An 18,322-nucleotide genomic window follows, 5' to 3' on the forward strand; every position below is an offset into this window, starting at 1 on the left:
GGATATTACTCGACTTGGAGGTGGATTTGGACAAGATATTTATCGATGAGGTGGTTGCCGAGATGCACACCATCCAGGACATGTTGCGCTGGGCCATGAGTCGTTTCAACGACGCCGGTATCTTCTACGGACATGGGACCGACAACGCCTGGGATGAGGCTGTGCAACTGGTACTGCCCGCGTTGCATCTGCCGCCGGATGTTGATCCCGCCATGCGCCACTCCCGCCTGACCAGCAGCGAACGTCACCGTATCGCCGAACTCATCATTCGCCGCGTGCAGGAGCGGGTGCCGGCACCTTATCTCACCAACAAGGCCTGGTATGCCGGTTGGGAGTTCTATGTGGACGAACGGGTGTTGATCCCGCGCTCTCCCATCGCCGAGATGGTGGCCAACCGCTTCGCGCCCTTCCTCAAACATGAACCGACCCGGATCATGGATCTCTGCACCGGCTCCGGTTGCATCGCCATCATCATGGCCCACGAGTTCCCCGAGGCGGAAGTGGATGCCATCGACATCAGCGTCGATGCCCTTAACGTGGCCGAGCGCAACATCAATGATCACGGGCTGGAGCAGCAGGTCATTCCGATCCGCTCCGATCTGTTCCGCGATCTGCCGGCCGGCGACAAGTACGATCTCATCGTCTCCAACCCGCCCTATGTGGACTCCGAAGACATGTCGGATCTGCCGGACGAGTTTCGCCACGAGCCCGAGCTGGCGCTGGCATCGGGTTCCGATGGCCTCAAGCTCACCAAGCGCCTGCTGGCCCATGCCGCTGATTTCCTCAAAGAGGACGGCGTGCTGGTGGTCGAGGTGGGCAACAGCATGATCCACCTGGAGGCCCAGTTCCCCGAGATCCCCTTTACCTGGGTGGAGTTCGAGAACGGCGGCCACGGTGTGTTCGTGATGACCCGTGACGAGCTGGTGCAGTATCAGGATCATTTCGCCATCTACAAGAACTAAGCAGGAGCAAGCATGGCAGGGAACAGTTTTGGCCAACTCTTTCGGGTCACCACCTTTGGCGAGAGCCATGGCCTGGCGCTGGGCGCCGTGGTTGACGGCTGCCCGCCCGGGCTCGAGATCAGCGAAGCGGATCTGCAGGGGGATCTTGACCGGCGCAAGCCCGGCACCTCCCGCTATACTACGCAACGCCGCGAGCCGGACGAGGTAAAGATCCTCTCCGGGGTGTTCGAAGGAAAGACCACCGGGACCTCCATTGGGCTGCTTATCGAAAACACCGATCAGCGCTCCAAGGATTACTCCGATATCAAGGACTTGTTCCGCCCTGGCCATGCCGATTACACCTATCACCAGAAGTACGGTCAGCGTGATTATCGCGGCGGTGGCCGCTCCTCTGCCCGCGAGACCGCGATGCGGGTGGCGGCGGGGGCTATCGCCAAGAAGTACCTGAAACAGGTGCACGGCATCGAGATCATCGGTTTTCTCTCCCAGCTCGGCCCCATCAAGGCCGAGGCGTTCGATGGGGCGCAGATTGAGCAAAATCCCTTCTTCTTTCCCGATGCGGGCAAGCTGGAGGAGCTCGATCAATACATGCGTGATCTGAAGAAAGAGGGCAACAGTATCGGTGCCAAGGTGCAAGTAGTGGCTCGCAACGTGCCGGTGGGCCTGGGCGAGCCGGTGTTTGACCGCCTCGACGCCGACATCGCCCACGCCATGATGGGCATCAATGCTGTGAAAGGGGTGGAGATCGGTGACGGGTTTGCGGTAGTGGAGCAAAAAGGCTCCGAGCACCGTGACGAGATGACCCCGACCGGCTTTGCCAGCAACCATGCGGGCGGCATCCTGGGCGGTATCTCCTCCGGCCAGGATATCGTGGTGAGCATGGCGCTCAAGCCTACCTCCAGCATCACAGTGCCGGGCAAGACCATCACCACGGAGGGGGAGGCGACCGAGATGATCACCAAGGGGCGCCACGATCCTTGCGTCGGCATCCGCGCCGTGCCCATCGCCGAGGCCATGCTGGCCCTGGTGTTGATGGATCACCTGCTGCGCCACCGTGCCCAGAATCAGGGGGTGATGACTCATACCCCGCAGCTGCGCTAAAGGGTGTTATGCGCTCGTGGCTGAGGCCATGATCAACAAGGCGACCCCGGGGTCGCCTTTTTATTGCCGCGCGTCATTTTTGCCAGAAAAGCCCCAGGGCTGGTATCAGTCAGTGGTTTTCCTTCCGTGCTGGGAGGAATGTCACATTTTTCTCGTCTATCCGAAGCAACTCCGCTAGACTGCGCCTCTATTCTTTCCCCTTTGCTCTGCTCCCCGGGGAAATCGTTGTTTTCTCAAGGCCCGGATCCTGCGAGATGGCATCGGCTCAGCAGAGGAGCCCCATGGCAGATCCCCGGCGCCCCTATCCCTAGCAGGTAACTATGAGCTTTACTTCCCTCGGTCTGGCCGAACCCTTGTTGCGTGCCGTTGCCGAACAAGGTTACGACACCCCGTCTCCCATCCAGCAACAAGCGATCCCCGCCGTCCTGGCCGGCCGCGACCTGATGGCAGCGGCCCAGACCGGGACCGGCAAGACCGCAGGCTTCACCCTGCCAATGCTGCAGCGCCTGACCGAGAGCAAGCGCAAGGTCTCCCCGAACCGCATTCGTGCCCTGGTGCTGACCCCGACCCGCGAGCTGGCTGCCCAGGTGGGCGAGAGCGTGCGCAACTACGGCAAGCATCTGCCCATTCGTAGCCACGTGGTCTTTGGCGGCGTGAGCATCAACCCGCAGATGATGGCAACCCGCCGTGGTCTGGACGTATTGGTAGCCTGCCCGGGCCGCCTGATGGACCTTTACAACCAGAACGCCGTCAAGTTTGACGAGGTGGAGATCCTGGTGCTGGACGAAGCGGACCGCATGCTTGACATGGGCTTTATCCGCGATATCCGCCGCATCCTGGCCCTGTTGCCGAAGAAGCGCCAGAACCTGCTCTTCTCCGCCACCTTCGCCGACGAAATCCGCGAGCTGGCCACTGGCCTCTTGGACAACCCGGCGGTGATCGAAGTGACCCCGCGCAACAGCACCGCCGAGCGAATCGAGCAGCTGGTGCACCCGTGCGACAAGGCCAACAAGATTGCCCTGCTGAGCCACCTTATTTCCAGCAACAACTGGCAGCAGGTGCTGGTCTTTACCCGCACCAAGCACATCGCCAACCGGGTTGCCGAGAAGCTTGAAAAAGACGGCATCAGCGCCGCCGCCATCCACGGCAACAAGAGTCAGGGGGCCCGCACCCGCGCCCTGTCCGGCTTCAAGGATGGCAGCGTGCGCGTCATGGTGGCGACCGACATCGCGGCCCGCGGCCTCGACATCGACAAGCTGCCGCAGGTGGTGAACTTCGAGCTGCCAAACGTGGCGGAAGATTACGTGCACCGTATCGGCCGTACCGGCCGTGCCGGCGCCGCCGGTCACGCCATCTCCCTGGTGGCGGCGGATGAGGGCAAGCTCATCAAGGCCATCGAGCGCCTGACCAAGCAGAGCATCCCCTGCGAGCAGGTGCCGGGCTTTGAAGCCTCCCGCGAGACGCTGGACAACATCGCTCGCGGCATCGGTGCGCCGCTGCGCAAAGAGCCGCGTGATCCGAGCGAGCAGCGCCGTGCGCCGCGCCCGCAGGGTCAAGGCCAGCGTCAGGGCGCCGGTCGCTCCGGCAATGGCGCGGGTGGTAACGGTGGTGGCAATCGCACTGGCAACGGCGGCAAGCCCAAGCCTCAGGGGGGCCAGCGTCCGGCCGAAGGCGCCGGCAAACCGGCTCAGGCCCGTCGTCCGCGCCGTTCCAGCCACAACCAGTAATCCAATAATCGAATCGGAAGCGACGCTCCCTATTCGTTCTATTGCTCTAAAGGCCCTGCCCATCTGGCAGGGCTTTTTTGTGCCCGCGATCCGGATTCCGCCCTCCGTTTTGGGGGGCTGACTTGCTGGATGCAAAACGGGATACAAAAAGCCCCGCCAAGTTTATTGGCGGGGCTTTTGAACTTCTGTTGCGCGGGAGGCGGGTTTTTACAGGGCCGGCAGCAGTCCCATGCTGACGCTCACCTGTACCCCGACGATCAGCACCCCCATGGCGCCGGCCAGGCCAAGGGCCAGCACGCCGCCCGGGGCGCGGTAGTGGTGAGTTTTGGCCTGCTTGCGGCTCTGCCACACCAGGGCTACCGGCAGCAGCACCGCCAACACCGCGAGCGCGATGGCCGCATAGCCCAGCGCCATGATGAAGCCCTGCGGGAAGTAGAGGGCAAACAGCAGGGGCGGTACGAAGGTGATGAGGCCGGTCTGGGTGCGACCCTGCCAGTTGTCCTTGCGACGGGTCACCTTGGCCATGAAGTCAAACAGCCCCAGGGTCACGCCGAGGAAAGAGGTAGCCAGCGCCAGATCCGCAAAGAGGTGCATCGCCTGGTTGAACGCAGGCCAGCTGACCAGCTTGCCGACGCTGGCGAGCAGGCTATCGAGCGCGCCGCCGTTGGTGAGCAGGGCCTCTTGTCCCAGCAGCCCCAGAATGGCCACCTGCCACAACACATAAAGGATGAGCGGCAGGGCGGAGCCCCAGACAAAGACCCGGCGCAGCTGCTTGGGGCAATCACCCAGGTAGAGCATCACGCTCGGGATGGAGCCGTGAAAGCCGAACGAGGTGAAGATGACCGGCAGACCCGCCAGCAGCAGCCCCTGGCCCAGCGGCATGGAGAGCAGATGCTGCCCCTCGGTGCGCGGCAGCAGCAACGCCAGCACCGCCACCATGATCACCAGCTTTACGGTGAACATCAGGCGATTGAGGTAATCCACCGAGCGGGTACCGACACAGACCATGCCGCCAAACAGCAGGGTGAAGGCCCAGGCTGCCTGTTCTTGGCTCAGGGGGATCCCGGCGTCTGCCAGTGCCTGGGCCAGCAGGCTGCTGCCGCCGCTGATGTAGGCGGAGGCGAGCGAATAGAACAGCATCAGGATGCAGAAGGAGGCGATGCGCTTGCCCCAGGGACCGAGTAGGTGATCCGCCAGCTGGTGCAGGTACCACTTGCCGGTGGTGAGGCTCGCTTCCACCTGCAGCATGGCGGTGAAGGCCATCAGGGCCCACAGGCCGATCATCAGCACCAGTGTCGCGGGGCCGCCGAGGGAAGAGGAGGCCAGCGGCAGGGCCAGCATGCCGGCGCCTATAGTGGTGCCGGCGATCAACAGGGTACAACCCAGAGTCTTGGTATTCATGGAATCCATCCGAAATCGAGCGTGAAAGTGTAAACAATACGTGCCATTGACGGTGTCGGGGCGCCTCCGGGAGTGAGACCGGAGGCTAGCAATATCGGAGTGAACCCATCGTTACGAAAAATCCATTGGCTGTAAAAGATGGTTGCCAAGTTAACGGATCAAAATATCGGAAACAACCCCTTCAAGGCAGATTTTGTACTGTAGTCCTGAGATAGGTGGAAATAAATGATGACAAGGAGGCTGGTTCGGTGAAAAAACGCGCTATGGCAATGCCGTTACCATCAGCGCGTCAACTTATTGTGCCAGCTTGAAGGGGCGAGGAGAGGGTCAGCGTCGGCGCTTGAGGGTTCGGCTCACATAGTGCAGGCCGCACTGATAGTCACCGTTGACCGCCTTGATGGCGAGCGCCAGCGCCTGGTTGGCGAGGGCATCGTGCTGCTGGGGCAGGGAGTTGATGCCAAAGGGGAGGAAGTCGAGCAGCCGATCGTCGCCGAAGGTGGCCATGGCGAGCCGGCTCATGTCGGCCTCCTGCTCTATCAGGTAGTCGAGCACCCCTTCCATCAGAATGTAGGAGGTGGTGATCAGCGCCTCTGGTAGCTGGCCAAGTTGCTGGTGCAACGTCTTGATCAGTCGATAGCCCTCGGTACGGGAGAAGTGGGCCCCCTCGCACAGATGGCGCTCGGCGCTGTGGCTGGCGACGGCCTGTTCGAAGCCGGCGCGGCGCTCTTGGCTGATCGTGAGATGTGGCAGAGCGGTGATCAGGGCGATGTGGTGGATAGCCGGGGTGAGCAGGGAGGCGGTGAGATCAAAGCTCGCCTTTTCGTTTTCGCTGGCGACGGTCACGAACTTGTCGGCGGTCATGGCCCGGTCGATGGCCAGCACCTGGATGCCGCGTGCCTGCAGGCCCGGGTAGAAGGGATCGTCTGGCGGCAGGCAGCTGGCCACCAGCAGAGCGTCCACGTGGCGGCTGGCCAGCATCTGGGCCAGCTCCTTCTCGGTGGCGGGATCATCTTCCGAGCAGACGATGAGCAGCTGATAGCCATGGGGTCGGCTGCCCTGTTCGAGGCGTTTGGCCAGCTTGGCGTAACTGGCGTTCTCGAGGTCGGGCAGGATGAAGCCGAAGGTTTTGGTCTGGCCACCGCGCAGGGAGGCGGCGCGACTGTCCGGCTGGTAGTTGTGGGCGGTCACCACCGCCATCACCTTGTCACGGGTCGCCTGGCTGATGCGGTATTGATCAGCCTTGCCGTTGATCACATAGCTGGCCGTGGTGCGCGAGACACCGGCGAGGGCGGCGATTTCATCCAGTTTCATCATATCGACTCTGTTCGAGTTGCAAGGCCCACGGGCACTGTGCCGGGTGAGGGCGGCGAAAAGTGTGCGCGGGATCATATCATTGAAAAGCACTCTTTGTGGGTACTTGATCAATTCGCTGAAACGATTCAGTCTGAGTGTAAGTGAAACGATTCAGCTTGTCAGCAGACAATCGATGGACGGGGATGAAAACCCGACAGGCCCGCGAAGGGATGCAATCCGGTCTATTGTCAGCTGATAAATGACCCGCATTGTCAATTGTGACGAGCCGGCGTCCCTCGGGCGCCAGGATCGGATGGAGGATCCCTATGTTGAAGTTGGAGCAACGGCAGATTTTGCTGGGGCAGTCGGTAGCGACCAAGGCTGACGCCATCGCATTGCTGGCAGAGAAGCTGACCGAAGCCGGTCTGGTGCAGGCGGGCTACGTGGAAGGGATGCTGGCCCGAGAGGCGCAGCACGCCACCTATCTTGGCAGCGGCATCGCCATTCCCCACGGCACCACGGACACCCGCCATCTGGTGAAGAGTACCGGCGTCATGGTGGCCCAATTCCCGCAGGGGATTGAGTGGGACGAGGGGCAGATCGCCTATGTCGCCATCGGCATCGCCGCCAAGTCTGACGAGCACCTGGGCATTTTGCGCCAGCTCACCCACGTGCTGGGTGACGAGCAGGCGGCAGCCCAGCTCAAAGAGGCCACCGATGCCGACACCATCATCAACATCCTGACCGGTGCCACGGCGCCCAAAGAGGTGCAGTTCCTGGCTTTGGCGGACTTCCCGGCGGACGATCGCGACCAGCTGCTGCTGGGCGCCGCTGCCCGCGCCAAATCCGCCGGCTGGGGCGATGCCGCCATGGTGAGCGCCCTGCTGGCAAGCGACCCCGTCTACCTGGGCGAGGGCGTCTGGTTGGCGCGGGCACCCGCGGCCCAGACCGGCTGGGTGCTGGCCACCCCAAGCAGTGCAATGAACGCCGGAGATCAACCGATCAGTGCCCTGCTGCTGCTGTGCGCCGCAGATAGTGGCCATCTGGCGCAACTGGATAACCTGGCCCAACTGGCGGCAGCAGGTCAGCTCGGGACGCTTGCGGGCAGCGATGGGCTGGCCATACTGCAGGCGGGGCCGGCGAGCGGTCTCTCAGACACTTTCACCATCATCAACCCCCACGGTTTGCATGCCCGGCCGGGCGCCATGCTGGTCAAGGTGGCCAAGGAGTATGAATCGGACATTCGGGTGGCGAATCTGGATGGCAGCGGCGAGGCGGTCTCCGCCAAGAGCCTGATGAAGGTGATCGGCCTTGGTGTCAAATGCGGCCACCGTCTGGCGTTTCGCGCCGAGGGGCCGGATGCCGAAGCCGCCCTCAAGGGGATCGGCGCGGCCATCGCCGCGGGTCTGGGCGAGGGAGCGCATTGATGGAGATCGTCACCATTACCCTCAATCCGGCGCTCGATCTCACCACCCGCCTCGACGCCATGCAGCTTGGTGAGGTGAACCTGGTGAGCGAGGCCTCTTTGCGCGCCGCCGGCAAGGGGATCAACGTCGCCATGGTGTTGAAAGATCTGGGCCGTGACGTGGGGCTGACTGGCTGGCTTGGTGAAGGCAACCAGCAGAGCTTTGTCTCCCTGTTTGCCGAGCGGGGCCTGACCGACCGCTTCGTGCGCGTGGCGGGCAGTACCCGCATCAATGTCAAGATCTCCGAGCAATCCGGTCGGGTCACCGATCTCAACCTGCCGGGGCTTACCATTCACGAAGAAGAGGTACAGGCGCTGGAGGCTGTCATCGACGAGTTGGCCCCGCACACTGACTGGTTCGTGCTGGCGGGCAGCTTGCCCAAAGGGGTGGCGCCCGACTACTGCGCACGCCTGATCAGCCTGCTCAAGGCCAAGGGCAAGCAGGTGCTCTTCGATTGCAGCGGTGCTGCCTTAAGCGAAGGGATCAAGGCCGCGCCGACCCTGGTCAAACCCAATCTGGAGGAGCTCGGCCAGTGGGCGGGGCGCCCCATCAAGACACTCGCAGAGCAGGCCGAGTGTGCCCGCGCGCTGCAGGCAAGCGGGATCCCCCATGTGGTGATCTCCAACGGCGCCGATGGCCTCATCTGGTTTGGCCCGGATGCCACCTGGCAGGCCATTCCACCACAGATGCAGGTGGTCAGCACAGTGGGTGCCGGCGATTCCCTGGTGGCCGGGCTGGCTCATGGTCTGAGCCTTGGCTGGGCGCCGGAGCAGACCCTGCGTCTGGCCACCGCCGTCTCTGCGCTGGCGGTCAGCCAGGTAGCGGTCGGCTTTAGCGATATCAGTGTGCTTGACCCCTTGCTTGAACAGGTGAGCGTACAGCGTCTGGATGCGCTGGCACCGGTTCAATGCCATACCCCCTCAATGGAAAACTCAGGAGATGCCCAATGAAAGCAATCTTGGTTACGGCTTGCCCGGCGGGCATTGCCACCAGCTTTCTCGCTGCAAAACGGATGGAACAGCAGGCCAAACTGGCAGGCTGGGAGCTCACCCTCGACGTCGGCTCCAGCGTGCAGCCCCGCCAGGTACCGAGTAAGGAGCAGATTGCCGCAGCCGACTTGGTGCTTGTTGTTGCCAGTGCTCCGGTGGATCTCGCCGCCTATGACGGCAAGCGGGTCTATCAGGGGAGCATGGATCTTGCTCTTCAGGATCCGGCTGCGCTTCTGGAAGCCGCCGCCAGTGGCGCCAGCGTCTATCGCCATCAGGCTGCCCCGATCACAGCCAAACCGGCAACCACTGGTGCCAAGCGCATCGTGGCGGTGACGGCTTGTCCTACCGGCGTGGCCCACACCTTTATGTCGGCAGAAGCGCTGGAGACCATGGCCAAACAGCTGGGTCATCAGATCCGCGTCGAGACTCAAGGTTCGGTCGGTGCCCAGAACGCCCTGACCGCGGACGAGATTGCCGCTGCCGATCTGGTGTTCCTCGCCACCGACATCGAGGTGGACATGGCCCGCTTTGACGGCAAGCCGGTCTATCGCACCAGCACCGGGGCGGCGCTCAAGAAGACCCGTGCCGAGCTGGATAAAGCCTGGACCGAGGCCAAGGTGTATCGTCACAGCGGCGCCGCCTCGCCGAAGAAAGAGGAAAAGGCTGGCCCTTACAAGCACCTGCTGACCGGCGTCTCTTTTATGCTGCCCATGGTGGTGGCAGGTGGCCTCATCATCGCCATCTCCTTCATCTTCGGCATCGAGGCATTCAAGCAGGAAGGTACCCTGGCCGCGGCCCTGATGCAGATCGGTGGCGGTTCGGCCTTTGCCCTGATGATCCCTGTGCTGGCAGGCTACATCGCCTATTCGATTGCTGATCGCCCGGGTCTTGCTCCGGGTATGATCGGCGGCATGCTGGCAAGTTCCCTGGGCGCTGGTTTCCTCGGTGGCATCGTCGGCGGTTTCCTTGCCGGTTACAGCGCCAAGTTCTTGAGCGACAAGGTGCGCCTGCCGGTGACCCTGGAAGCACTGAAACCCATCCTCATCATTCCGCTCTTTGCCAGCCTGTTCACCGGCCTGGTGATGATCTACGTGGTGGGCGGGCCGGTCGCCGGCATCATGAGTGCCATGACCGAGTTCCTCAACAACATGGGCTCGGCCAACGCCGTGCTGCTCGGGATCATCATCGGTGCCATGATGTGCTTCGACATGGGTGGTCCGGTCAACAAGGCGGCTTATGCCTTCGGGGTGGGCCTGCTTGCCTCCAAGACCTATGCACCCATGGCAGCCGTGATGGCTGCCGGCATGGTGCCGGCACTGGGCATGGGTATCGCCACCTTCCTCGCCAGCAAGAAGTTCATCAAGGCGGAGCAGGAAGCTGGCAAGGCCTCTTTCGTGCTGGGTCTGTGCTTCATCTCCGAGGGGGCCATTCCGTTTGCCGCCAAGGATCCGATGCGCGTCATCCCGGCCTGCATGGTGGGCGGCGCCCTGACCGGTGCGCTCTCCATGCTGTTTGGCTGCGAGCTGGTGGCGCCTCACGGTGGCCTGTTCGTGCTCTTTATTCCTAATGCCATCAGCCACGTGATGATGTATATCGTGGCGATTGCGGCGGGGTCGCTGGTGACCGGCGTCACTTACGCCATGCTCAAGCGTGCCGAGCAACCGGCAGCCAAGCTGGCGGCGGCCTGACAACAGCAATGACATTCACCAGGCGGCCTGCGGGCCGCCTTTTTTATGTTGGATAGAGGGGAATGATTGAGAAAGAAGGGAGGGGGTGAGGCTAAAAATCCCAGCCGGGTTGCGGCATCTGCTCGGGCTCTGCCCCTTCTCTGGCCTTGCGCCGCGCCGCCTCGACCCGGCGTTTGCGATCCCGGCACAGGCGCATCACCTCCTGCTGCTGGGCCTGGGTCATCTTCTGCCAGTTGAAACGCTCCTCGCGGCTGCGCAGGCATCCCTTGCAGTAGCCCTTGTTGTTCACTTCGCAGACCCCGATACAGGGGCTTTGCAGCGGGAAGATCTCGAGCTGTTCCATCCATGGCCTCTCACACCTTGTTACCTTGTTATAACCCAGAAGATCCCCTTTGGAGAAATCCTGCGTCGTGGCGGGGAAGTCGTTTGCTTTCCCCCTGCAAATTTGGCATCTTCCCCGCCGAGCATGGCTCTTGGTGTTATATGAGGACATATGAACAAACACGCGTACTGGCTGACCGCCGCTGTGCTGGGGCTGGCCGGTTGTGCAGGCAACTCCGAGCAAGCGGAGACGCCCAAAACACAGGCCGACAACAGATGTTTTCTCAACTGCGAGGTGCCGGAGAATCTGGGCAAGCAGTATCTGGACGGCTTCCTGCCGGATGATCTGGTGCGGGTGGAGCGGGTCAACAGCCAGGCTCCCGCCGATTACAGCAGGTTCGCTCAGCAGAGCAGGCAGGTGCTGGATCGCTCCGGCCGCATGGCGAGCCGCTATGGCGAGCTCTATCACCAGCTCTCTCGCTGGGTCGCCAATGGCGGCCATCCCGCCGACATCACCCGTTACGGCATCAGCCTGGCCCAGCTGGGCGGTGCCGATCGCATGGGCAACGTGCTCTTCACCGGCTATTACTCGCCGGTGCTGGAGGTGCGCCACCGTCCGGATGCCAACTACAAGTATCCCATCTACGCCATGCCCAATTGCGGCAGCCGTTGTCCGACCCGGGCCCAGATCCATCGTGGGGCGCTGGCCAACCGGGGGCTGGAGCTGGGGTACAGTAAATCCCTTATCGACAACTTCCTGATGGACGTGCAGGGCTCGGGCTTTGTCCACTACGGGGACAACGATCAACTGCAATATCTGGGCTACAGCGGCAAGAATGGTCACGGCTATGTGAGCATCGGCCGCGTGCTGATCGACCGGGGCGAGGTGCCCAAGGAGCAGATGTCCATGAAGGCCATCAAGGAGTGGGCCAACCGCCAGCCGGAGGAGAACGTGAAGGAACTGGTGGAGCAGAACCCCTCCTATGTCTTCTTCGAACGCCGTCCCACCAATGACGTGGTCGGCGCCGCCGGCATTCCGCTCTTGCCCATGGCGGCAGTGGCCGCCGACAAGACCCTGCTGCCGATGGGCACCCCCATCCTGGCGGAGGTGCCGCTGCTGGACAAGGCGGGCAACTGGACCGGCAAGCACCAGCTGCGGCTGTTGATTGCGCTGGATGTGGGTGGGGCGGTGAAGAAGGGTCACCTCGATCTCTACCATGGCATGGGCGAGAAGGCCGGGGTTGCGGCCGGTCACTACAAGCACTTTGGCCGGGTCTGGAAGCTGGGCCTGCACCACGGGCCGACCGCCGCGCCCTGGTTGTAAATCGGTGCTTTAGAGCAGATAAGGGAGGCAGAGCAGGTAAGAGGACCGTCTGATACAGGCCTGTGGTTTCCTCTTGCCATTGCTCGAACCGGGCAGAAAACGCCATAAAAAAACCGCCGGAGCAATCCGGCGGTTTTTTGTTTGGGCTATGTGTCGAGCACTTCACGAATGCAGATCGAGGTCACTCTTTCTGGCTATCGAGGGTCTGGATATCGAGACGGATGGCACCCACCGGCTTGCAGCAGCAGGGCAGGCACTCGCCCTGGGAGACAAAGGCCAGCGGCACGCTGGGGTAGTGCACCTTGCCGGCCAACAGCGGTGTGCGGCAGGCGCCGCAATAGCCGCTGCGACACTGGAACTCGACACTGTGGCCGTGGCGCTCCAGGGTCTCCAGTACGCTCTCGCCCGGATGGGCGTGCAGCACAGCCCCATCCCGGGTATGAACCCGGGGGGAGGATGCTTCGGCCTGGGTCGGAGCCGGTGACGTGTCCAGAGTGCCGACGGCGTCACTCACAGCTCGAAGTCACCCAGATCGTCGGCATTCACTTCGCTGTCGATCTGGCCTACCAGGTAGGAGCTCACCTCGACTTCCTGGGGGGCGACCTGCACGTTGTCGGAGGAGAGCCAGGTATTGATCCAGGGGATGGGGTTCTGCTTGGTGCCGGAGAAGGCCGGCTGCAGGCCCACTGCGGCCATCCGCAGGTTGGTGATGTACTCCACGTATTGGCAGAGGATGTCCTTGTTCAGGCCGATCATGGAGCCGTCCTGGAACAGGTACTCCGCCCACTCTTTTTCCTGAATGGCGGCTTCCTTGAACAGATCGAAGCAGGCCTGCTCGCACTCGATGGCGATCTCTGCCATCTCGGGATCGTCCTGGCCGCTGCGCATCAGGTTCAGCATGTGTTGGGTGCCGGTCAGGTGCAGCGCTTCGTCGCGGGCGATCATTTTGATGATCTTGGCGTTGCCCTCCATCAGCTCGCGCTCGGCGAAGGCGAAGGAGCAGGCGAAGCTCACGTAGAAGCGGATCGCCTCCAGGGCGTTGACGCTCATCAGGCACAGATAGAGCTTCTTCTTGAGCTCGCGTAGGGTGATGGTCACCTCGCGGCCCGCCACCAGATGAGTGCCTTCACCATGCAGGTTGTAGAGGGCGGTCGCCTCAATGAGATCGTCGTAGAAGTGGCTGATGGAGCCGGCGCGCTTCAGGATCTGTTCGTTGGTGACGATGTCATCGAACACCTGGGCGGGGGTGTTGACGATGTTGCGGATGATGTGGGTGTAGGAGCGCGAGTGGATGGTCTCCGAGAAGGCCCAGGTTTCAATCCAGGTTTCCAGCTCCGGGATGGAGACCAGCGGCAGCAGTGCCACGTTGGGGCTGCGGCCCTGGATGGAGTCCAGCAGGGTCTGGTACTTCAGGTTGGAGATGAAGATGTGCTGCTCGTGGGGAGGCAGGGCCTGGTAGTCGATGCGATCCCGCGAGACGTCCACCTCTTCCGGGCGCCAGAAGAAGGAGAGCTGCTTCTCGATCAGGCGCTCGAACACCTCGTGCTTTTGTTGATCATAACGGGCTACGTTGACCGATTGGCCAAAAAACATCGGCTCTTTGAGCTGGTCGTTTTGGGTTTGGCAGAAAGTTGAGTAGGCCATGGTTACCAGAATACGTGAATAGAGAAAACGGGAGAGCGGGAGCCAATGCTCCCGCCCGGTTTATCAGATCTTGCAGGCCCCACCCGCGCAACCGTCATCTTGCAGATCGGTCTGGGTGTCGTCCGCACCATCACGAGTGTTGTGATAGTAGAGGGTCTTGAGGCCGTATTTGTAGGCGGTCAGCAGATCCTTGAGCAGCTGCTTCATCGGCACCTTGTTGCCCTCGAAACGGGCCGGATCGTAGTTGGTGTTGGCCGAGATGGCCTGATCCACGAACTTTTGCATGATACCGACCAGCTGCAGGTAGCCATCCACGCTCGGCTGCTTCCACAGCAGCTCGTACTGATCTTTCAGGCGATCATACTCGGGCACCACCTGTTTGAGAATGCCATCTTTGGATGCCTTGACGGAGACCAGGCCGCGCGGCGGCTCGATGCCGTTGGTGGCGTTGGAGATCTGGCTGGAGGTTTCGCTCGGCATCAGGGCGGTCAGGGTGGAGTTGCGCAGACCCACGGTTTTGATCTCTTCGCGCAGGGCTTCCCAATCCAGGTGCAGCGGCTCGTTGCAGATGGTGTCCAGATCCCGCTTGTAGGTATCGATGGGCAGGATCCCCTGGGCATAGGTGGTCTCGCCAAACAGCGGGCAGGGACCGAACTCGCGGGCCAGCTGCACGGAGGCTTTCAGCAGATAGTACTGGATCGCCTCGAAGGTGCGGTGAGTCAGGGCCAGACCGGAGCCGTCAGAGTAACGGGCACCGTTTTTCGCCAGGTAGTAGGCGTAGTTGATGACGCCGATACCCAGGGTGCGGCGACCCATGCTGCCTTTCTTCGCGGCGGCGATCGGGTAGTCCTGATAGTCGAGCAGGGCGTCCAGGGCGCGCACAGCCAGATCGGCCATCTCTTCAAGATCTTCCAGCTTGTCGATGGCGCCCAGGTTGAAGGCGGAGAGGGTGCACAGGGCGATCTCGCCGTTGTCGTCATCAATATTGTTGAGCGGCTTGGTGGGCAGCGCGATTTCCAGACAGAGGTTGGACTGGCGCACCGGCGCCACGCTCGGATCGAACGGGCTGTGGGTGTTGCAGTGATCCACGTTCTGGATGTAGATGCGACCGGTGCCGGCGCGCTCCTGCATCATCAGGGAGAAGAGATCCACCGCCTTGAGGGTCTTCTTGCGAATGCTCGGATCCTGCTCGTACTTGACGTAGAGCGCTTCAAATTTGTCCTGATCCGCAAAGAAGGCGTCATACAGACCCGGAGCATCAGACGGGGAGAACAGGGTGATGTCGCCGCCCTTGATCAGGCGCTGGTACATCAGCTTGTTGATCTGCACCCCGTAGTCCATGTGACGGACCCGGTTCTCTTCCACGCCGCGGTTGTTTTTCAGTACCAGCAGGCTCTCCACCTCGGTGTGCCACAGGGGGTAGAAGAGGGTGGCCGCACCGCCGCGCACGCCGCCCTGGGAGCAGCATTTGACCGCAGTCTGGAAGTATTTGTAGAAGGGGATGCAGCCGGTGTGGAACGCTTCACCGCCACGGATGGGGCTGCCCAGACCACGGATACGGCCGGCGTTGATGCCAATACCGGCGCGCTGGGAGACGTAACGCACGATGGAGCTGGCGGTAGCGTTGATGGAGTCCAGACTGTCGTCGCACTCGATCAGCACGCAGGAGCTGAATTGGCGGGTCGGGGTGCGCACGCCGCTCATGATCGGGGTCGGCAGCGAGATCTTGAAGGTCGAGACCGCATCATAGAAGCGCTTGATGTAGTCCAGACGGGTATCTTTCGGGTACTTGGAGAAGAGGCAGGCCGCCACCAGCATGTAGAGGAACTGCGGGCTCTCGTAAATTTCGCCGGTGACGCGGTTCTGGACCAGGTACTTGCCTTCCAGCTGCTTTACCGCGGCGTAGGAGAAATTCATGTCGCGCCAGTGATCGAGGTGGGCGTTGAGCTCCTCGTATTCGGCCTGGGTGTAGTCTTCCAGCAGGTGCTTGTCGTACTTGCCCATGTCCACCAGCTTGGCGACGTGCTGATAGAGGTGGGGCGGCTCGAACTGGCCGTAGGCCTTCTTGCGCAGGTGGAAGATGGCCAGACGGGCAGCCATGTACTGATAGTCAGGGGTCTGCTCGGAGATAAGGTCAGCGGTCGCCTTGATGATGGTCTCGTGGATGTCGGCGGTACGGATGCCGTCATAGAACTGGATATGGGACTTGAGCTCCACCTGGGAGACCGACACGTTGTCGAGACCCTCGGCGGCCCAGTCCAGCACGCGGTGAATTTTATCCAGATCGATGGGTTCTTTGTGTCCGTTACGCTTCGTCACAAACAAGTTCATTGGCTGATGACCCCTTTCATTGATACCTGCCGGCATCGGTTGATTCCCGAAAAACCATCGCACAATGCTGCCGTGCTGACACCGACTTGAGGCGGAATTGGGCAGAGATTGTGCGATGAATCACAAGATATAGTGTTATTTTGATTTCGAGCTACAAGATAGTGAGGTCAGCCCCTCAATGCAATGTGTGGATAACTGGCTTGCTGTGGATAAATTGTGAGTGTTGCGACCGCTGTTAGTGATCGCTCACAGTGAGCGGGTTTTCATTCGTCCGCTTCGTCAAATGCAAGTATCCAGATCGAAGATGGAAAATTTAAATAACTTTTTTTGCTTGCGAAAGAGGGGGGATTTTACTAGCGCCAGAACACTGATTATCCCTTATGCAACAGGGGACAAAAGCTGTCCAGTTGTTGCGGTCGCGCTTCTTCGCGGCGCTGATGCAGGTATGGTGGACCCGGGGACTGCGAGGCGCCTTGGTTTTTCATATGAGTATGGCGGTAGGGGTAAGGTGCCTTTTTTATCCATCAATAAGGGATGGCTATACGGCAGGGTATAGGGATTGTCCGGGCATAAAAAAGGCGGACAACATGTTGCCCGCTTTTGGATGATCGCAGGATCAGCCCAGCTCGTAGCGTAACCAGTGGTGCAGCGCCTGCACGGTATCGAATTGCAGATCCGCGCCCCAGTCGGCGGGATCCTCATTGTCATTCAGATAACCCCAGCCAGCGACGGCGGTGCGCATCCCTGCATTGCGACCCGCTTCTATATCTCGCACATGATCTCCCACATAGAGGCAGTGGGCGGCATCGACCCCCAGCTGCTCGCAGGCAAAGTACATGGGGGCGGGGTCGGGTTTGCGCACCGGCAGGGTGTCGGCACTGACCGTTACGCCGCAGCTGGCGAGTTCGGGCAGGGCGGCCAGGAGGGGTTCTGTGAGAAAACCCGGCTTGTTGGTGACGATGCCCCAGGGAAGTTGCCGCTCGTCGAGCCATTCGATGAGATCCACCATTCCCTCATAGGGGCGGGTACCGACGCAGAGGTTGGCCGCATAGTGGTCGAGCAGGGCGGTGCGCAGGCGGGTTGCCCCCAGCTCCTCAAGCAGCTCGTCGCCAAGGCCTGCCTTGAGCAACCCGAGCGCTCCATGGGAGGTGGTCTGGCGGATGATGTCGTCAGAGAGGGGCGCAAAGCCCTCACTTACCAGCACATGGTTCACGGCGGCGCCGAGATCCGGCGCCGTGTCGAGCAGGGTGCCGTCCAGATCAAACAGCACGCAGCGAAGGGGGGCCCGAGGGGTATCTGCCATCAGCTCTGCTCCGGGCGAACAAATTCCACCATGTAGTTGACGTCGACGTTGCGGCCGAGCTTGAAGTGGTTGGTGAGCGGAGAGTAGTGAACGCCGCTCATGTCGCGTACCAGGAGGCCTGCTGCTTCACCCATGCGGCACAGTTCGGCCGGGGTGATGAACTTTTTGTGGTCGTGAGTCCCCTTGGGCACCATCTTCATCAGGTATTCGGCCCCGACGATCATCATCAAGTAAGACTTGGGGTTGCGGTTGATGGTGGAGACAAACACCTTGCCGCCCGGGCGTACCAGGGTGGCGATGGCGCGCAGCACGGAGGCCGGATCCGGCACGTGCTCCAGCATCTCCATGCAGGTGACCACGTCGTACTGGCCGGCGGCTTCGGCTGCGTGAGCCTCGGCGGTGATCTGGCGGTATTCAAGCTCCACCCCCTGCTCCAGGGCGTGCAGACGGGCCACACCGAGGGGCTCCTTGCCCATGTCGATGCCGGTTACCCTGGCACCGCGGCGGGCCATGCTCTCGGAGAGGATGCCGCCACCGCAGCCGATGTCGAGCACGCGCTTGCCAAACAGGCCGCCGCTCTTGTCGGTGATCCAGTCAAGGCGCACCGGATTGATCTGGTGCAGGGGCTTGAACTCTCCCTCCATATCCCACCAGCGGGAGGCGATGGCTTCAAATTTGGCGATTTCGGTCAGATCGACATTGGCGTCACTGTTCATTTCTCGAAGATCCTGTGGCAAGGGCGCGAGGGGGAGTCGCGCGCAATCTATTGTCC

Annotated in this window: 15 protein-coding genes; 7 read left to right on the top strand and 8 right to left on the bottom strand. The window is 61.6% G+C overall.

The window, feature by feature from the left end; genetic code table 11:
• Positions 1–26: 26 nt before the first annotated feature.
• The 3 genes from prmB (at position 27) to LA321_RS15900 (ending at position 3,790) form a co-directional block, all read left to right on the top strand.
• Complete coding sequence (gene prmB, locus LA321_RS15890) at positions 27–962, top strand: 50S ribosomal protein L3 N(5)-glutamine methyltransferase (protein WP_026457121.1); 936 nt, start codon at positions 27–29, stop codon at positions 960–962.
• A 12-nt stretch (positions 963–974) separates the two neighbouring features.
• Positions 975–2,063 carry a chorismate synthase gene (gene aroC, locus LA321_RS15895; RefSeq protein ID WP_042069294.1) on the top strand — a complete coding sequence of 363 codons (1,089 nt, stop codon included), beginning with the start codon at positions 975–977 and terminating at the stop codon, positions 2,061–2,063.
• Positions 2,064–2,383: 320 nt separating this feature from the next.
• Entirely contained in the window at positions 2,384–3,790 is a 1,407-nt protein-coding gene (locus LA321_RS15900; protein WP_042069296.1) for a DEAD/DEAH box helicase, read from the top strand.
• A gap of 207 nt (positions 3,791–3,997) precedes the next feature.
• Here LA321_RS15900 and LA321_RS15905 read toward each other — a convergent pair whose 3' ends face one another.
• A complete protein-coding gene (locus LA321_RS15905; protein ID WP_042069297.1) occupies positions 3,998–5,191 on the bottom strand; it encodes an aromatic amino acid transport family protein in 1,194 nt (397 codons plus the stop codon).
• A gap of 327 nt (positions 5,192–5,518) precedes the next feature.
• Entirely contained in the window at positions 5,519–6,505 is a 987-nt protein-coding gene (gene cra / locus LA321_RS15910) for a catabolite repressor/activator (RefSeq protein WP_042026136.1), read from the bottom strand.
• Positions 6,506–6,810: 305 nt separating this feature from the next.
• Between cra and fruB the strand changes: the two genes are divergently transcribed.
• The 3 genes from fruB to fruA are packed head-to-tail and all read left to right on the top strand — an operon-like array spanning position 6,811 to position 10,627.
• On the top strand, positions 6,811–7,911 hold the full coding sequence (gene fruB / locus LA321_RS15915; RefSeq protein ID WP_042069300.1) for a fused PTS fructose transporter subunit IIA/HPr protein: 1,101 nt from the start codon (positions 6,811–6,813) through the stop codon (positions 7,909–7,911).
• Positions 7,911–8,900 carry a 1-phosphofructokinase gene (pfkB, locus tag LA321_RS15920; RefSeq protein WP_042069301.1) on the top strand — a complete coding sequence of 330 codons (990 nt, stop codon included), beginning with the start codon at positions 7,911–7,913 and terminating at the stop codon, positions 8,898–8,900. Before fruB ends, pfkB begins: the two co-directional genes overlap by 1 nt.
• Positions 8,897–10,627: a PTS fructose transporter subunit IIBC gene (gene fruA, locus LA321_RS15925; protein WP_042069302.1), complete on the top strand. Its 1,731-nt coding sequence runs from the start codon at positions 8,897–8,899 to the stop codon at positions 10,625–10,627. Before pfkB ends, fruA begins: the two co-directional genes overlap by 4 nt.
• 91 nt (positions 10,628–10,718) lie before the next feature.
• On the opposite strand, the gene LA321_RS15930 is transcribed toward fruA, so the two are convergent.
• The gene (locus LA321_RS15930; protein WP_026458027.1) at positions 10,719–10,970 is read right to left on the bottom strand and encodes a DUF1289 domain-containing protein; all 252 of its coding nucleotides are present in this window, start codon (positions 10,968–10,970) and stop codon (positions 10,719–10,721) included.
• Between the two features lie 150 nt (positions 10,971–11,120).
• Between LA321_RS15930 and mltA the strand changes: the two genes are divergently transcribed.
• Positions 11,121–12,272, top strand: a complete 1,152-nt coding sequence (gene mltA / locus LA321_RS15935; protein WP_042069303.1) for a murein transglycosylase A — start codon at positions 11,121–11,123, stop codon at positions 12,270–12,272.
• Positions 12,273–12,453: 181 nt separating this feature from the next.
• Here mltA and yfaE read toward each other — a convergent pair whose 3' ends face one another.
• The 5 genes from yfaE to ubiG all read right to left on the bottom strand — a co-directional run bounded on the left by yfaE (position 12,454) and on the right by ubiG (position 18,266).
• On the bottom strand, positions 12,454–12,786 hold the full coding sequence (gene yfaE, locus LA321_RS15940; protein ID WP_042069306.1) for a class I ribonucleotide reductase maintenance protein YfaE: 333 nt from the start codon (positions 12,784–12,786) through the stop codon (positions 12,454–12,456).
• Complete coding sequence (nrdB, locus tag LA321_RS15945; protein ID WP_026457495.1) at positions 12,783–13,916, bottom strand: class Ia ribonucleoside-diphosphate reductase subunit beta; 1,134 nt, start codon at positions 13,914–13,916, stop codon at positions 12,783–12,785. The genes yfaE and nrdB overlap by 4 nt, the downstream gene beginning before the upstream one ends.
• 63 nt (positions 13,917–13,979) lie before the next feature.
• Positions 13,980–16,247 carry a class 1a ribonucleoside-diphosphate reductase subunit alpha gene (gene nrdA / locus LA321_RS15950; protein WP_042069308.1) on the bottom strand — a complete coding sequence of 756 codons (2,268 nt, stop codon included), beginning with the start codon at positions 16,245–16,247 and terminating at the stop codon, positions 13,980–13,982.
• A gap of 616 nt (positions 16,248–16,863) precedes the next feature.
• Positions 16,864–17,550, bottom strand: coding sequence for an HAD family hydrolase (locus LA321_RS15955; RefSeq protein WP_042069311.1), 687 nt, complete (start codon positions 17,548–17,550; stop codon positions 16,864–16,866).
• Positions 17,550–18,266 carry a bifunctional 2-polyprenyl-6-hydroxyphenol methylase/3-demethylubiquinol 3-O-methyltransferase UbiG gene (gene ubiG, locus LA321_RS15960; RefSeq protein ID WP_042069312.1) on the bottom strand — a complete coding sequence of 239 codons (717 nt, stop codon included), beginning with the start codon at positions 18,264–18,266 and terminating at the stop codon, positions 17,550–17,552. The genes LA321_RS15955 and ubiG overlap by 1 nt, the downstream gene beginning before the upstream one ends.
• Positions 18,267–18,322: the final 56 nt, after the last annotated feature.

The organism is Aeromonas enteropelogenes, assembly GCF_020097295.1.
Classification (GTDB): Bacteria; Pseudomonadota; Gammaproteobacteria; order Enterobacterales; family Aeromonadaceae; genus Aeromonas; species Aeromonas enteropelogenes.

Excerpts from the sequence above, each read along its gene's own strand:
- aroC (WP_042069294.1), top strand. The coding sequence starts at position 975 with ATGGCAGGGAACAGTTTTGGCCAACTCTTTCGGGTCACCACCTTTGGC.
- LA321_RS15900 (WP_042069296.1), top strand. The coding sequence starts at position 2,384 with ATGAGCTTTACTTCCCTCGGTCTGGCCGAACCCTTGTTGCGTGCCGTT.
- LA321_RS15905 (WP_042069297.1), bottom strand. The coding sequence starts at position 5,191 with ATGAATACCAAGACTCTGGGTTGTACCCTGTTGATCGCCGGCACCACT.
- cra (WP_042026136.1), bottom strand. The coding sequence starts at position 6,505 with ATGATGAAACTGGATGAAATCGCCGCCCTCGCCGGTGTCTCGCGCACC.
- fruB (WP_042069300.1), top strand. The coding sequence starts at position 6,811 with ATGTTGAAGTTGGAGCAACGGCAGATTTTGCTGGGGCAGTCGGTAGCG.
- pfkB (WP_042069301.1), top strand. The coding sequence starts at position 7,911 with ATGGAGATCGTCACCATTACCCTCAATCCGGCGCTCGATCTCACCACC.
- fruA (WP_042069302.1), top strand. The coding sequence starts at position 8,897 with ATGAAAGCAATCTTGGTTACGGCTTGCCCGGCGGGCATTGCCACCAGC.
- LA321_RS15930 (WP_026458027.1), bottom strand. The coding sequence starts at position 10,970 with ATGGAACAGCTCGAGATCTTCCCGCTGCAAAGCCCCTGTATCGGGGTC.
- mltA (WP_042069303.1), top strand. The coding sequence starts at position 11,121 with ATGAACAAACACGCGTACTGGCTGACCGCCGCTGTGCTGGGGCTGGCC.
- nrdB (WP_026457495.1), bottom strand. The coding sequence starts at position 13,916 with ATGGCCTACTCAACTTTCTGCCAAACCCAAAACGACCAGCTCAAAGAG.
- nrdA (WP_042069308.1), bottom strand. The coding sequence starts at position 16,247 with ATGAACTTGTTTGTGACGAAGCGTAACGGACACAAAGAACCCATCGAT.
- LA321_RS15955 (WP_042069311.1), bottom strand. The coding sequence starts at position 17,550 with ATGGCAGATACCCCTCGGGCCCCCCTTCGCTGCGTGCTGTTTGATCTG.
- ubiG (WP_042069312.1), bottom strand. The coding sequence starts at position 18,266 with ATGAACAGTGACGCCAATGTCGATCTGACCGAAATCGCCAAATTTGAA.